At 44.8% G+C, this 15,531-nt stretch carries 11 protein-coding genes and 1 pseudogene; 6 read left to right on the top strand and 6 right to left on the bottom strand.

Annotated elements, in window-relative coordinates:
* Positions 1–2: 2 nt before the first annotated feature.
* The 5 genes from AB6E08_RS15275 to nadC all read right to left on the bottom strand — a co-directional run bounded on the left by AB6E08_RS15275 (position 3) and on the right by nadC (position 5,464).
* Positions 3–872 (bottom strand): A24 family peptidase, encoded by an 870-nt coding sequence (locus AB6E08_RS15275; protein ID WP_371707409.1) that lies wholly within the window; start codon positions 870–872, stop codon positions 3–5.
* A gap of 68 nt (positions 873–940) precedes the next feature.
* On the bottom strand, positions 941–2,167 hold the full coding sequence (locus AB6E08_RS15270) for a type II secretion system F family protein (RefSeq protein ID WP_371707410.1): 1,227 nt from the start codon (positions 2,165–2,167) through the stop codon (positions 941–943).
* Positions 2,168–2,182: 15 nt separating this feature from the next.
* Positions 2,183–3,868: a type IV-A pilus assembly ATPase PilB gene (gene pilB / locus AB6E08_RS15265; protein ID WP_372063700.1), complete on the bottom strand. Its 1,686-nt coding sequence runs from the start codon at positions 3,866–3,868 to the stop codon at positions 2,183–2,185.
* A 1-nt stretch (position 3,869) separates the two neighbouring features.
* Positions 3,870–4,319 (bottom strand): prepilin-type N-terminal cleavage/methylation domain-containing protein, encoded by a 450-nt coding sequence (locus AB6E08_RS15260; protein ID WP_372063702.1) that lies wholly within the window; start codon positions 4,317–4,319, stop codon positions 3,870–3,872.
* 254 nt (positions 4,320–4,573) lie between these two features.
* The gene (nadC, locus tag AB6E08_RS15255; protein ID WP_102249157.1) at positions 4,574–5,464 is read right to left on the bottom strand and encodes a carboxylating nicotinate-nucleotide diphosphorylase; all 891 of its coding nucleotides are present in this window, start codon (positions 5,462–5,464) and stop codon (positions 4,574–4,576) included.
* 83 nt (positions 5,465–5,547) lie between these two features.
* On the opposite strand from nadC, the pseudogene ampD reads away from it, so the two are divergent.
* From ampD to lpdA, 5 genes and pseudogenes are all read left to right on the top strand, one after another.
* Positions 5,548–6,148: pseudogene (gene ampD, locus AB6E08_RS15250) on the top strand (1,6-anhydro-N-acetylmuramyl-L-alanine amidase AmpD).
* Positions 6,149–6,630: 482 nt separating this feature from the next.
* Positions 6,631–7,392 carry a pyruvate dehydrogenase complex transcriptional repressor PdhR gene (pdhR, locus tag AB6E08_RS15245; RefSeq protein ID WP_009847596.1) on the top strand — a complete coding sequence of 254 codons (762 nt, stop codon included), beginning with the start codon at positions 6,631–6,633 and terminating at the stop codon, positions 7,390–7,392.
* 62 nt (positions 7,393–7,454) lie between these two features.
* Positions 7,455–10,118, top strand: a complete 2,664-nt coding sequence (aceE, locus tag AB6E08_RS15240) for a pyruvate dehydrogenase (acetyl-transferring), homodimeric type (RefSeq protein ID WP_372063705.1) — start codon at positions 7,455–7,457, stop codon at positions 10,116–10,118.
* A gap of 26 nt (positions 10,119–10,144) precedes the next feature.
* Positions 10,145–12,043 (top strand): pyruvate dehydrogenase complex dihydrolipoyllysine-residue acetyltransferase, encoded by a 1,899-nt coding sequence (gene aceF / locus AB6E08_RS15235; RefSeq protein ID WP_372063707.1) that lies wholly within the window; start codon positions 10,145–10,147, stop codon positions 12,041–12,043.
* Positions 12,044–12,285: 242 nt separating this feature from the next.
* On the top strand, positions 12,286–13,713 hold the full coding sequence (gene lpdA / locus AB6E08_RS15230) for a dihydrolipoyl dehydrogenase (RefSeq protein ID WP_017106891.1): 1,428 nt from the start codon (positions 12,286–12,288) through the stop codon (positions 13,711–13,713).
* A gap of 271 nt (positions 13,714–13,984) precedes the next feature.
* Here lpdA and AB6E08_RS15225 read toward each other — a convergent pair whose 3' ends face one another.
* A complete protein-coding gene (locus AB6E08_RS15225) occupies positions 13,985–14,590 on the bottom strand; it encodes a LuxR/HapR/OpaR family quorum-sensing transcriptional regulator (protein WP_372063709.1) in 606 nt (201 codons plus the stop codon).
* Positions 14,591–14,927: 337 nt separating this feature from the next.
* Between AB6E08_RS15225 and hpt the strand changes: the two genes are divergently transcribed.
* Entirely contained in the window at positions 14,928–15,458 is a 531-nt protein-coding gene (hpt, locus tag AB6E08_RS15220; protein ID WP_009847591.1) for a hypoxanthine phosphoribosyltransferase, read from the top strand.
* Positions 15,459–15,531 lie beyond the last annotated feature (73 nt).

Here is a 15,531-nt window from a genome sequence, read left to right as displayed (position 1 = left end):
GGTTAAATTCCTAATACAGAAGTTAAATACCAACCCATGATGTCGTTACCCCACATTAAACTTACCCAACCCGCAATCGCTAGGTAAGGTCCAAATGGGAACGCTTTATCTATGCCTTGCTGTTTCAAGCGAAGTTGAATCAAACCAAATATTAGGCCGACAAGCGAAGATAAAAGAATGATCATCGGCAGATGTTGCCAACCCAGCCATGCACCTAATGCTGCTAGGAGTTTGAAGTCTCCATATCCCATGCCTTCTTTGCCTGTTAGTAGCTTGAACAACCAATAAACAGACCACAAAGCTAGATAGCCAGCCATTGCGCCAACTACGGAATCTTGAAGCGAGACAGGGCTGATGTTAAACAGTGCTAAAGCGATACCAGACCAAACCAAAGGTAAGGTGATTTGATCAGGTAACAGCATGGTATCTAGGTCGATAAAGGTTGCGGCAATCAATGCAAAGGTGAAAAAAATCAAAGCAATGGCGTAGTAACTGAAACCAAAGTGGCTAGCCACTACGGTGCATAGTATTGCAGTCAGCAGTTCGACCAATGGATAGCGAGCACTGATTGGGTTAGCACAGCTATGACACTTCCCTTTTAAGAACAACCAGCTTAATACTGGAACATTGTCGACGATTCTTAATTGGGTTTTACATTTAGGGCAAGCCGAACGAGGGATACTGAGATTGAACTTCCCCTCTGGCGCTGGAATTTTATATTGAGAGAAATACTCCGAGCACTCTTGTTGCCACTCTCGTTCCATCATAATCGGTAAACGGTGTATGACTACGTTGAGGAAACTGCCAATAAGAAGGCTAAAAATGAAAGCTAATACGGGGAATAGCCAAGGATAGTAGTGAAATACTTCCATAGTGTCCTTTACCACTTAATCAATACAAGCAGTGGTTCTCTGCTTGAGGGGTGTTTGGTTGCTTTTAGCTATCCTAACACACTCATAAGATTAAAGATCGGTAAGTACATCGCGACAACAAGCCCACCAATAGCGGTGCCTAAAAATACGATGATCAGTGGCTCTAGAATCTTACCTAAATTATCGACGGTGTTGTCGACTTCAAATTCATAAATAGATGCGATTTTATTGAGCATGTCATCAAGGTTACCGGACTCTTCTCCTATCATGACCATCTGCAAAACCATCTCAGGAAAGGCATCGGTATTGCGCATCGCGATATACATCGGCATGCCAGCGGCAGTTTCACGATGAACCTCGATGATGGCCGATTCATAATGCAAGTTACCTGCTGTTTTGGCTGTGGTCTTCAGGCTGGTTAAAATAGGAATCCCTGAACTAAAACTGGTTGATAAGGTTCGGCTGAATTTGGCGATTGAGGCTTTGGCCAATACTCCGCCAAGAATAGGGAATCGCAAACCTAGACGGCTGAATGATAAACGAATGGAATAAGACCGTTGACGCAGTTGGTAGGTAAATAATGTGACTAACCCTATGCCAACGGCAGCATAGAGACTGTAAGCCTGTACCCAATGCGAAAGGGAGAGTACTTGTTGAGTAAACCAAGGGAGGTCTGCCCCGAAGCCTGAAAACATCGATTCAAATTCAGGAATGACCATGGTGAGCATTAAGTAAGAGACAGTCAAAGCGACAGCGACCACCATTGTGGGGTAAATCAGTGCTTTTATGACCTTAGATTTTAGCTGCTCACTCTTTTCTCTATAGGTTGCTAAGCGCTCAAAGACTTGCGCTAGGTTTCCGGAAAGCTCGCCAGTAGCGACCAAGTCGGTGTACAGGTCGTCAAAGTGAGAGCTTGCCGTCCGCATCGCTTTTGATATAGGGGTTCCCGCTTCGACACCTCGACAGATGTGCAATAGAATTGATTTCATTTCAGCTTTACGGTGATTGTCTGACACTAGCTTAATGGCCTGAACGATAGGCACGCCAGTGGCAAGCATGGTCGCAAGTTGTCGAGTCAAAATGGTGATGTCTTTGGCTTTGACTCGGTGTGTTAAACGAGTGACTGCTGAGATGCTTTTCTTTTTGATTTTCTTAATCTGAATATGCTGATCTTTGAGCTTTTCTCGTACTTCTAATTCAGCGAGTGCCAAGGTTTGCCCTGACACCTTTTTGCCTGAGCTGTTTATGCCTTTCCAGTGGTAGTTTTTTAATTGTGACTGCAGTTTAGTGCTCATGAGTGCTCCGATGGATTATAGATACAGAACACGTTGCAGTTCCTGATAGCTGGTCGTGCCTTCAAGCAACTTATCGATACCGGATTCTTGCAGTGTTCTCATTCCTTCTCTACGCGCGAGATCTTCAATCTCTAACGCGTTAGGTTTATTGATCAGACTATTTTTTAGTTTGTCGGTAAACGGCATCACTTCGTAGATACCCACTCGACCGGAATAGCCCTGATTACACTCATTGCACCCTTGTGGGGTGGCTTTGTAGAGTGTTTGATTGTTAGGAATAGAGTGACGTAGAAATATGTCCGGCGAGTTGTCAGCTGCTTTACAGTGGTTGCACAGCCGCCTTGCCAGTCGCTGCGCGATAATCAGGCTCAATGACGAAGCGAGGTTAAATGGTTCTATCCCCATATGGGCGAGCCGAGTCACGGTTTCCGAAGCTGAGTTAGTATGGAGTGTCGAGAGGACTAAGTGACCCGTTTGCGACGCTTTGATCGCGATCTCTGCGGTTTCTAAATCACGGATCTCACCGACCATCACTACATCAGGATCTTGTCGCAAGAACGATCGTAGTGCTTCGGCAAACCCAAAACCGATCTTTGGCGTCACCTGTACCTGATTGATACCACACAGGTTGATCTCCACCGGGTCTTCAGCTGTTGAGATATTACGCTCAGAGGTGTTAAGCATGCGAAGCCCTGTGTAAAGAGAGACCGTTTTGCCACTGCCCGTGGGCCCAGTCATTAAGATCATCCCTTGGGGGCGTTTTAGGGCATTGAGATAGAGCGCTTTTTGATCCTCGCTGTAACCTAATTTATCGATATCTAAATTGGCTGCGCTGCTGTCTAGAAGACGCAGTACGATCTTTTCTCCCCATAATGTCGGTAGAGTCGACACACGCATATCGATCGCCAGCTCGTCGTTCAAACGCAGCTTAATACGGCCGTCTTGAGGTAAGCGACGTTCAGCGATATCAAGTTTGGCGAGAATCTTTAAACGAGCGGATAACCGACGGCTTAAATGAGACGCGGGCTGTTGGACCTCAACAAGAATGCCATCGCAACGCAGACGCACTCGGTAGTTTTCTTCATAAGGTTCGAAGTGGATGTCTGATGCGCCTTTACGTACCGCATCAACGAGTATCTGATTGATAAATCGACTGACAGGGGAGTCGTCTTGACTGAGATCTTCAATGGAAGCTATTTCATCGTCAGACACTTCAACAAGATTGGCGAGCTCATCTTGGGTGATCTCTTTGCGCTTGGAGTCTTGCCCGGAAATAGAGCGACCATACAGCTTTCGTATGGCGCCTTCTAATTCTGAATAGTTAGCGACAACGAGTTCTATCTGCAATCCAGTCGCGAATCTAAAATCGTCTTCAGCTTGCAAGTCGGTTGGATCGGCAGAGGCGAGCGTAAGAGTAGAACTAGAAACTGAAATCGGGATTGCTCGATATTTGGTGATCAACTCACGAAGCCCCAATTGCTCACACAAGATTTCATATTCAGTCTTGGCCAACTGCACTAACGGCAGACCGAAAATGGTTTTGATATTGTTTGCTAAGGAATCGCCGGTGAGGAAATCAAGAACGAGCAAAGCTTCAGGCGTAGAAACACCTGTAGCTTGCACATGTTCCGCAACGGCTTGTTCTTGAGTCAGGCTAAGTAAGTTAGCCTGACGGAGAATTCTTGGGAGGTTGTTAGACACGTTAAGGCGTTGCCAGTTTACAGCCTTTCAGGGTATCTGAAAGTAATGTAGCAGGGATGTCATGCGTGCATTTCCAACCTGAATTACTTCTCGTGTAAGTTATTTTTTTTCCTGAAAGTGATGCTGAAGATAAAAAAGTGAAATCAGCAGTTCCATTTGTGGCTGTAGTTCCATCTTTTGTAAATTTAAGAGTTCCCATAGCACTCATGTCTGTAGCTGCACCAAAATCGCTTGCTTGAGCGTCTTCTGGGAATGCCCCTTTTTCTTGTATATACATATCTATATTAGTTAATAGTGTTTTAGGTATGCTGACTCCAGCATTTGCTTCGGTTTTGATTACATAGCTCTTATAAGCAGGAACTGCGATTGCACTTAATATGCCGATAATGCCGACCACTATCATCAATTCAATCAGCGTAAAGCCTTTCTGGTTTTTTCTTTTGTTTTTCATAGTTCTATTCCATTCGTTAGTTTGTTTCAGTGCAAGCACCGGTTGATGGAAAGAATAGAAGTTGAGATTTAGAAGTGGAATGGTGTTCAGGTGTGGGCGCGAGTGGTTTTGTATTTATTGGTGTGTTGTTTCATATGGAGCGCAAAATTATGCGATCAGCTTAGTTAACTGATTGATATACTGATAATAAAAGCAATAAAAAGGCATGGCTGATTGCCATGCCTAGAAGTTAAGTGATTGATAGAACTATGAGATTAAGCTTTGAATCGCATTGAAAGGTCCATTGCTTTTAGATGCTTAGTCAGTGCACCCACTGAGATGTAATCGACACCCGTTTCAGCGAACTCTGCAATCGTATCTAAAGTCACGTTACCTGAGTTTTCTAGTGCTGCACGACCTGCGTTAATTTTAACGGCTTCACGCATCATGTCAGTGGTGAAGTTATCTAGCATGATGATGTCTGCACCCGCGCTGATCGCTTGCTCTAGCTCTGCTAGGCTTTCTGTTTCCACTTCCACTGGCTTACCCGGGTTCAGCTCTTTTGCTGTCGAGATCGCTTTCTCAATGCCACCACATGCGATGATATGGTTTTCTTTGATTAGGTACGCATCGAAAACGCCAATACGGTGGTTGAAGCCACCACCACAAGCAACAGCGTATTTTAGTGCGCTACGTAGGCCAGGAATCGTTTTTCGAGTGTCTAATAGGCGGCATTCTGTGTGTTTGATTTTGTCAGCGTAGATTGCTGTCGCCGTCGCACAACCCGATAGTGTTTGAATGAAGTTCATTGCGTTACGCTCACCGGTTAAAAGTGCGCGAGCAGGGCCTGCTAGCGTGCAAAGTGTTTGGTTTGGTTCAACCTTGTCACCGTCTTCTACGTTCCACTCGATAGTGACTTCACCGCCCAATTGCTTAAACACTTCATCAGCCCAAGCTTTACCACAGAACACACCGTGCTCACGGGTAATGATGGTTGCGCTGTTGATTGCGTCTGCAGGGATTAGACTTGCCGTAATATCAGCCGCTGGATCTAACGTTCCACCTAGATCTTCTTTGATGGTCTCAGCGACTGCGCGAGTGATCTCTAGCGGCAGTTGCTCTTTTAAGTAATCAAGGCGTTGGTGGCTGTTATGTGTGTTTTTCATCGCAAATCTAATCTTGAAAGGGAGTGAGAATGGAATGATACTCTTGCTTAACTTCAAATTAAAGAGGCTAGCGCGACTGCTCTATGGGCAAAGTCACAATCTTATTGCGCTAGTAGAAAAGAAAGCGAGACTAAGATGACGATGAGCTCCAACGGATGGTACGACAATGCTCGGCATGTTCCTTCTCCGTATTTTGATGCTAGACCCAGCACCGACGATATCTCTCTGCTGGTGGTTCATAACATTAGTTTACCACCAGGCCAATTTGGCGGCCCTTACATTGAACAGTTTTTCACGGGCAAACTTGATCCGGCGGATCATCCATTTTTTAAAGTGATTCACCAAATGGGCGTTTCGGCACACTGCTTGATTCGCCGTGATGGTGAGGTGGTACAGTTTGTGTCATTTCTTGACCGAGCTTGGCACGCAGGCCAGTCGAGCTTTGCGGGGCGTAAAAGGTGTAATGATTACTCGATTGGTATTGAACTAGAAGGAAGCGACTTTATCGCTTATACAGAGCTGCAGTACCAAGCGCTTACTCGATTAACAGAAACGATCGTATCGACTTTCCCTCAAATAACCAGCGAACGTATCACTGGTCATCAATATATAGCCCCGCTACGAAAAACTGACCCTGGTTTGGTTTTCGACTGGCAGAAGTTTAAAGGCGAGCTCAAGGTTTAAGCCTCATTATCGAAGATGCTCTTATTGTTGCTGGTGGTTGAATAGTCAACGCCTAGCATAATGACTTGTGAATTTTTGTTGTTGCGATGTAAATAAAGTGGTTAGGGGGAGGGCGTCAATAAATCGAGAGTGTGACGAGCTTATCAAACGATCTAATATTAAAACTTATGAACAGGATTTCTACCTCTAATGTGCGCTTGGTTTGATTTTTAATCAAGTGGCACTCATCTTTCTGAAACAATCCATTTTTATCCTGAAACTTTCTAGCACGGATACTCCCCAAAAGTATTACCCCTGTAAATGGTAAGACCAAATTGGTTGCTGTTTTAAATTCCATTTGTTAAATCATGGTTAATTCGTGCTGTGTTCTATGATTCAGGTCAATTTTAGTCTGGACAGTGGCGTTTTAATTATGTTAATTTCTGCCCAACTTAAAATTGGTAATACCAATTGTCAGCGAAGAAAAAGAAGAACAACAAACTATGGCTTATCAAAGGATTCGTCAGCCAAAACTCTCGGACGTTATCGAACAAGAGTTAGAAAGGTTGATAGTGGAAGGAACACTGGCTCCAGGGCAGCAGCTGCCGCCTGAGCGTGAACTGGCGAAACAGTTCGATGTGTCTCGTCCTTCAATCCGAGAAGCGATACAACGTTTAGAAGCAAAACGCTTGCTTACTCGCCGTCAAGGTGGAGGTACGTTTGTTAGCGAAAATATCTGGAAAAGCTTTTCAGATCCTTTGCTTAATTTGTTGTCCTCCCATTCTGAAACCCAACTAGACTTGTTGGAATCGCGTCATGCGATGGAAGGGATTTCGGCTTACTTCGCGGCATTACGTGGTACTGATGAAGACTTTGCTCGAATTCAAGCATGCCAAGAAAAAATTCGCGGTGCGCAAGATAAGGGTGATATTGAAGCCGAGTCTGCAGCTGTGATGGCTTTTCTTATTGCTTTAACAGAGGCAGCGCACAATGTGGTGTTATTGCACATTGTTCGTAGTTTGGCTCCGTTACTCGAACAAAACGTCTTAGAAAATTTAAAACTGTTGCATCGTCGTAAAGACGTTGTGGAGAAAGTGAGTATACATCGAGCTAATATTGTAGATGCGATCGTTTCAGGACAGCCAGAACAGGCGCGTGAAATGTCACACTCTCATTTAGCTTACATCGAAGAAACATTGATGGATTTGACCAAAGAAGAGTCGCGCCGCGAACGTTCTTTACGTCGAATCCAACAGGGTAAATAGTCGTAATACTTCGGCTTTTTACGTGTTTAGTAGAATCCAACTAACAAAAAGGATAGATCGCCATGTCTGACATGAAGCATGACGTTGATGCTCTGGAAACTCAAGATTGGTTAGAAGCTCTTGAGTCAGTAGTACGTGAAGAAGGTGTAGAACGTGCACAGTTTTTACTAGAACAAGTTCTAGATAAAGCGCGTTTAGATGGTGTTGATATGGCTACAGGCATCAACACGAACTACATCAACACAATTCCAGCAGCACAAGAGCCAGCTTACCCTGGTGACGTAACTCTTGAGCGTCGTATTCGTTCGATTATTCGCTGGAACGCAATCATGATTGTATTGCGTGCTTCTAAGAAAGACCTAGACCTTGGTGGTCACATGGCTTCTTACCAGTCAGCTGCTGCGTTCTACGAAGTATGTTTTAATCACTTCTTCCGTGCTCCAAACGAGACCGACGGTGGCGATCTAGTTTACTACCAAGGTCACATCTCTCCTGGTATCTACTCTCGTGCATTCGTTGAAGGTCGTCTAACTGAAGAACAGCTAGATAACTTCCGTCAAGAAGTTGATGGTAAAGGTATCCCTTCATACCCGCACCCGAAACTAATGCCTGAATTCTGGCAGTTCCCAACAGTATCTATGGGTCTAGGCCCTATCTCTGCTATCTACCAAGCGCGCTTCCTTAAGTACCTTGAAGGTCGTGGCATGAAAGATACTTCAGGTCAGCGTGTATACGCGTTCCTAGGTGACGGTGAGATGGATGAGCCAGAATCACGTGGTGCTATCTCTTTCGCTGCGCGTGAGAAGCTAGACAACCTATGTTTCCTAATCAACTGTAACCTACAGCGTCTAGACGGCCCTGTAATGGGTAACGGTAGCATCATCCAAGAACTTGAAGGCCTATTTAAAGGCGCGGGTTGGAACGTTGTTAAAGTTATCTGGGGTAGCAACTGGGATTCTCTACTAGCTAAAGACACGACTGGTAAGCTTCTTCAACTAATGAATGAAACTATCGATGGTGACTACCAAACATTCAAATCTAAAGATGGCGCATACGTACGTGAGCACTTCTTTGGTAAGTACCCAGAAACAGCTGCACTAGTTGCAGACATGACTGACGACCAAATCTTCGAACTGAAACGTGGTGGTCACGATTCTTCTAAACTGTTCGCTGCATTCAACAATGCAAAAGAGACAGGTGGCAAACCAACAGTAATCCTAGCTAAGACAGTTAAAGGTTACGGTATGGGTGAAGCTGCAGAAGGTAAGAACATCGCTCACGGTGTTAAGAAGATGGACATGACTCACGTACAATACCTACGTGACCGTCTAGGCCTACAAGACATCCTTTCTGATGAGAAAGTATCTGAGCTTCCTTACCTAACACTGGAAGAAGGTTCAGCTGAGTACGAATACCTACATGCTCGTCGTAAAGCACTACAAGGTTACACTCCTCAGCGTCTGCCAAAATTCACTCAAGAGTTCAAAGTTCCTGAGCTAGACGCATTCGCACCTCTACTGGGTGAACAGAAGCGTGATATCTCTACAACGATGGCTTATGTACGTACGCTTAACATCCTTCTTAAAGATAAGAACATTGGTAAGAACATCGTTCCTATCATCTGTGATGAAGCTCGTACATTCGGTATGGAAGGTCTATTCCGTCAGGTTGGTATTTACAACCCACACGGTCAAGACTACACGCCTGAAGATAAAGGCATCGTTTCTTACTACAAAGAAGCGACTTCTGGTCAAGTTCTTCAAGAAGGTATCAACGAACTAGGTTCTATGGCTTCATGGGTTGCAGCTGCAACTTCATACAGCACAAACGATCTACCGATGATTCCGTTCTACATCTACTACTCAATGTTCGGTTTCCAACGTATTGGTGACATGGCTTGGTTAGCAGGCGACCAACAAGCTCGTGGTTTCCTACTTGGTGCAACTGCAGGCCGTACAACGCTAAACGGCGAAGGTCTACAGCACGAAGATGGCCACTCGCACATCATGGCGAACACTGTACCTAACTGTATCTCTTACGACCCAACGTTTGCTTACGAGCTAGCGGTAATCATGCAAGACGGTATCCGTCGCATGTACGGTGAGAACCAAGAGAATGTTTACTACTACCTAACAGTAATGAACGAAAACTACGCAATGCCAGCAATGCCAGAAGGCGCTGAAGAAGGCATCCGTAAGGGTATTTACAAGCTTGAGTCTTACGCAGGTTCTAAGTCTAAGGTTCAATTAATGAGCTCTGGTACTATCATGAACGAAGCGCGTAAAGCCGCTAAGATCCTGAGCGAAGAGTACGGCGTAGCATCTGATGTATTCTCTGTAACGTCGTTCAACGAACTGACTCGTGACGGCCAAGCGGTAGAGCGTGACAACATGCTTCACCCAGAAGCTGAAGAGAAAGTACCGTACATCACAACTGTTCTTGGTAACGAACCTGCAATCGCAGTGACTGATTACATGAAGAACTACGCTGAGCAAGTACGTGCGTACATGCCAACTGAGTCTTACAAAGTACTTGGTACAGATGGTTTCGGCCGTTCTGACAGCCGTGCAAACCTACGTCGTCACTTCGAAGTTAACGCTGGCTACATCGTAGTTGCAGCTCTAACTGAACTGGCTAAACGTGGTGATATCGAGAAGTCTGTTGTTGCTGAAGCAATTGCTAAGTTCGATATCGACACTGAAAAAACTAACCCGCAATACGCATAAGACTGGCATTAAGGTAGGTAAATACAATGACAATCGAAATTAATGTACCAGACATCGGTGCTGACGAGGTTGAAGTAACTGAGATTCTTGTAAACGTTGGCGACAAGGTTGAAGAAGAGCAGTCACTGATCACTGTTGAAGGCGACAAAGCTTCAATGGAAGTTCCGGCGTCTCAAGCGGGTATCGTTAAAGAAATCAAGATTTCAGAAGGTGATTCTGTTTCTACTGGTTCTCTTATCATGATCTTCGAAGCGGAAGGTGCTGCAGCAGCACCGGCTGCTCCAGCAGTTGAAGCGGCGGCACCAGTTGCAGCTGCTCTTGCAGCAGCTGAGCTTAAAGAAGTTCACGTTCCTGATATCGGCGGTGATGAAGTTGAAGTAACTGAAATCATGGTAGCTATCGGCGACGCAGTAGAAGAAGAGCGATCTCTTCTTACTGTTGAAGGTGACAAGGCTTCAATGGAAGTACCTGCACCATTCGCTGGTATCGTTAAAGAAATCAAGATCGCTTCTGGTGATTCAGTATCTACTGGTTCTCTAGTGATGGTATTTGAAGTGGCAGGTTCTGACGCTCCAGTTGCAGCAGCTCCTGCTCCAGCGGCGGCACCAGTTGCAGCGGCTCCAGCAGCATCTGCTGAGAAAGAAGTGAACGTTCCTGATATCGGTGGCGACGAAGTAGAAGTTACTGAAATCATGGTAGCGGTTGGCGATACAGTAGAAGAAGAGCAATCTCTAATTACTGTTGAAGGCGACAAAGCTTCAATGGAAGTGCCTGCACCATTCGCTGGTACAGTAAAAGAGATCAAGATTGCAGCTGGCGACAAAGTGTCAACAGGCTCTTCAATCATGACTTTCGTTGTGGCCGGCACTCCGGTTGAAGGCGCAGCTCCAGTAGCGGCTCCAGCTCCAGCACAAGCAGCAGCTCCGGCAGCAGCACCTGCACCTAAAGCTGAAGCAGTAGCTCCAGCAGCTGGCGACTTCCAAGAGAACGGCGAGTACGCTCACGCATCTCCAGTTGTTCGTCGTCTAGCTCGTGAATTCGGTGTGAACCTAGCGAAAGTTAAAGGTACTGGTCGTAAGAGTCGTGTACTTAAAGAAGACGTTCAGTCTTACGTTAAAGATGCACTTAAGCGTCTTGAGTCTGGTGCAGCAGCATCTGGCAAAGGCGGCGATGGTTCTGCTCTTGGTCTACTACCATGGCCAAAAGTTGACTTCAGCAAGTTCGGCGAAACGGAAGTTCAGAAGCTTTCTAAGATTAAGAAGATCTCTGGCGCTAACCTGCACCGTAACTGGGTAATGATCCCTCACGTTACACAGTGGGACAACGCAGATATCACTGAGCTAGAAGCATTCCGTAAAGAACAGAACGCAATCGAAGCGAAGAAAGACACTGGCATGAAGATCACTCCACTTGTGTTCATCATGAAAGCTGTTGCTAAAGCGTTAGAAGCATTCCCAGCATTTAACTCTTCTCTTTCTGAAGATGGCGAAAGCATCATTCTTAAGAAGTACGTAAACGTGGGTATCGCTGTTGATACACCAAACGGCCTAGTTGTTCCTGTCTTCAAAGACGTGAACAAGAAAGGCATTTACGAGCTATCTGAAGAGCTAATGGCTGTTTCTAAGAAAGCACGCTCTGGTAAGCTAACAGCGGCAGACATGCAAGGCGGTTGTTTCACAATCTCTAGTCTTGGTGGTATTGGCGGTACTGCATTTACACCAATCGTAAATGCTCCAGAAGTAGGTATCCTAGGTGTATCTAAGTCTGAGATTAAGCCAGTTTGGAATGGCAAAGAGTTCCAACCACGTCTACAGCTTCCACTGTCTCTATCATACGATCACCGTGTGGTCGATGGTGCTGAAGGTGCACGCTTCATTACTTTCCTAAACAGCGCACTATCTGACATTCGTCGTCTAGTACTGTAATTGAGAAAGTAATTATTAAGGTGACTTTCGGGTCACCTTAATTCTTTATATAAAGACTATTTTTAGAGAACAGTTTCCGGCATTTCTCATAAACTGCGGGGGAATTGTTGTCTAGCTCACAGGCTAACTTAAAGCTACTTTCACACTGTTAACATCTCTGTAAAATGTTTCCTGTTTGAAAGCCCAATAATTTTAAGAACATCTACTCAGCCTGTTAGGGATAATGACTACAAGAGGTCACAATGAGCAAAGAAATTAAAGCCCAAGTTGTTGTACTTGGTTCAGGTCCTGCTGGCTACTCAGCGGCATTCCGTTGTGCGGATTTAGGTCTAGAAACAGTACTAGTTGAACGTTACAGCACTCTTGGTGGTGTATGTCTAAACGTTGGTTGTATTCCATCAAAAGCACTTCTTCACGTATCTAAAGTAATTGAAGAAGCAAAAGCGATGGCAGAGCACGGCGTTGTATTCGGCGAGCCACAAACGGACATCAACAAAGTTCGTATCTGGAAAGACAAAGTAGTTGATCAACTGACTGGCGGTCTTGGCGGTATGGCTAAGATGCGTAATGTTACTGTTGTTAACGGTTTCGGTAAGTTTACTGGTCCTAACAGCATCGAAGTTGTTGGCGAAGAAACGACAACAATTAACTTTGATAATGCAATCATTGCAGCGGGTTCTCGCCCAATCAAACTTCCGTTCATCCCACATGAAGACCCACGCATTTGGGATTCTACGGATGCACTAGAACTAAACGAAGTACCAGAAAAACTGCTTATCATGGGCGGCGGTATCATCGGTCTTGAGATGGGTACGGTTTACCACTCTCTAGGTTCTAAAGTTGAAGTTGTTGAGATGTTCGATCAAGTTATCCCAGCTGCGGATAAAGACATCGTTAAAGTCTTCACTAAACGCATCAAGAACAAGTTCAAGCTAATGCTTGAAACTAAAGTTACTGCTGTTGAAGCGAAAGAAGATGGTATCTACGTTTCAATGGAAGGCAAAAAAGCACCAGCTGAAGCTGAGCGCTACGATGCTGTTCTTGTTGCTATCGGTCGTGTTCCAAACGGTGCACTTATCGACGCTGAAAAAGCGGGTATCGAAGTTGATGAGCGTGGTTTCATCAATGTTGATAAGCAAATGCGTACTAACGTTCCTCACATCCACGCGATCGGTGACGTTGTTGGTCAACCAATGCTTGCTCACAAAGGTGTGCATGAAGGTCACGTAGCTGCTGAAGTTATCTCTGGTAAGAAGCACTACTTCGATCCTAAAGTAATCCCATCAATTGCGTACACTGAGCCAGAAGTAGCTTGGGTAGGTAAGACTGAGAAAGAAGCGAAAGCGGAAGGCCTGAACTACGAAGTTGCTACTTTCCCTTGGGCTGCTTCTGGTCGTGCAATCGCTTCAGACTGTGCTGACGGTATGACTAAGATGATCTTCGATAAAGAGACTCATCGCGTAATCGGTGGTGCTGTTGTTGGTACTAACGGTGGTGAACTTCTTGGCGAAATCGGCCTAGCAATCGAAATGGGTTGTGATGCAGAAGATATCGCACTGACTATCCACGCTCACCCAACTCTACACGAGTCTGTTGGTCTTGCTGCGGAAGTATTCGAAGGTTCAATCACTGACCTTCCAAATAAGAAAGCAGTGAAAAAGAAGAAGTAATTCTTTTTTAGCCACTCGCTAATGTTTTTAAAAGCCGCTGATTCGTCAGCGGCTTTTTTATGTCTGAAGAAAAGATGGTCGTCATGCTTGTAAGAGATCCCCAACTCGCTCGTCCCTCGCTCTTGAGGATGACGAAGTGAAGCGCAGTGGTTCTTTATATCCGTCATTCTCTAGAGTGACGAAGGAAGGAATAGGGAATCTGAGTAGGTGAGAGGAAATAAAAAAGGGTTAGCGTAAAAGCCAACCCTTTAGTTTTGTTCGAAGATCGAATCTACTTATAAATGCACAGCATGTTCAAGTAGCTATCCGTCAAGGTCGAAAGTTCTTCTTGCGTATCTACACGTTTCGCTTGGATGAATAGCGAGTAGCAAATGCCGTGGAATAGATTTGCTAGATGTTTAGGATCGTGATCGTCACAGACTTCGCCGCGTTCAATCGCCTTGCTAAACATGTTTTGTACTAACATCTGGTTAGTGCGGTTAGTGGTTACAAACAGAGGCCATACTTCATCGCGAGTTGATGCACTCCATTCGAACCATACATTTAACCAATTGCTATCTTGAGCCACTAACGTCACCATTTCAGTCGCAATATTATGTAGATTTTCTTTTGCGTGAATATCTAGGTCAATGTTGTCTGAAAGGAAGTTCGAGAATTGATGAACAACGTGGTTAAGTACTTCATCAACCAGATCTTCACGGGTAGGGAAGTAGTTAAATACTGTTGCTACTGACACCTGAGCGATGTCGGCAATATCAGCGTGTCCACCGCGGCCAATGCCACGGCGAGAGAATACTTCAAGTGCGATTTCCATCAATTGAAGTTTTCTTTTTAAGGGTGAAAGCCTAGTTCTAGGTCTCTTCGTTATTGAGTCCATTTTGTTTTTCCTTGCCAACGAATTTTTATATTAATGATTTTATTATTATTTAAGCCAAGATGAGTGTAATGGTGCATATGTGAATGGTCAATCCCTTGTGCTTGTTTTATAGACAGTTACATCAAACTTGATACATAAAGCGTGATCAGTGTTGATGTGAAAGGATGCGAGTATTGGATAACGCACCAATGCACATTTCATTGAGAATCTAACAGTAAATTCGAACCATAAGGTGGTGTGGGTATTTGAGCAGTGCTAGACTTACGCACAAAATTGAGCGACACAACTGACGTAAGTGTCAACATTCGTCGTAATCACCAAATAAAATGAGAGCAGTATGAAGCATACAGTTGAAGTCATGATCTCTGAGCAAGAAGTTCAGGATCGAGTGAACGAACTAGGCAAGCAGATCACGGAGCACTACCAAGGTAGCGAAGATCTAGTTTTAGTTGGCTTATTGCGCGGATCTTTTGTCTTTATGGCGGATCTTGCTCGTGCTATCGATTTAACTCACCAAGTGGATTTCATGACTGCGTCTAGCTACGGCAACGGCATGGAAAGCTCACGTGATGTTCGTATTTTGAAAGACCTTGATGATGACATCCAAGGTAAAGATGTTCTACTTGTAGAAGACATTATCGATACTGGTAACACGCTGACTAAAGTAAAAGAAATTCTGAGCCTGCGTGGTCCTAAATCTATCGAAATTTGTACGTTATTAGACAAGCCTTCTCGTCGTGAAGTCATTGTAGACACAAAGTGGATTGGTTTTGAAATCCCAGATGAATTCGTTGTTGGTGTGGGTATCGACTACGCACAAAAATATCGTCACCTACCGTACATCGGTAAAGTTGTACCTCAAGAGTAATAACGACTCTGTTGAACATGACCCGTCCTGATATGGGTTGACACTTGATTGACTAAAACGCTCGATGTACTTC

The organism is Vibrio sp. 10N.247.310.24, assembly GCF_041467175.1.
Taxonomy (GTDB): Bacteria; Pseudomonadota; Gammaproteobacteria; order Enterobacterales; family Vibrionaceae; genus Vibrio; species Vibrio tasmaniensis_A.
This window is presented reverse-complemented; position numbering and strand designations above follow the sequence as displayed.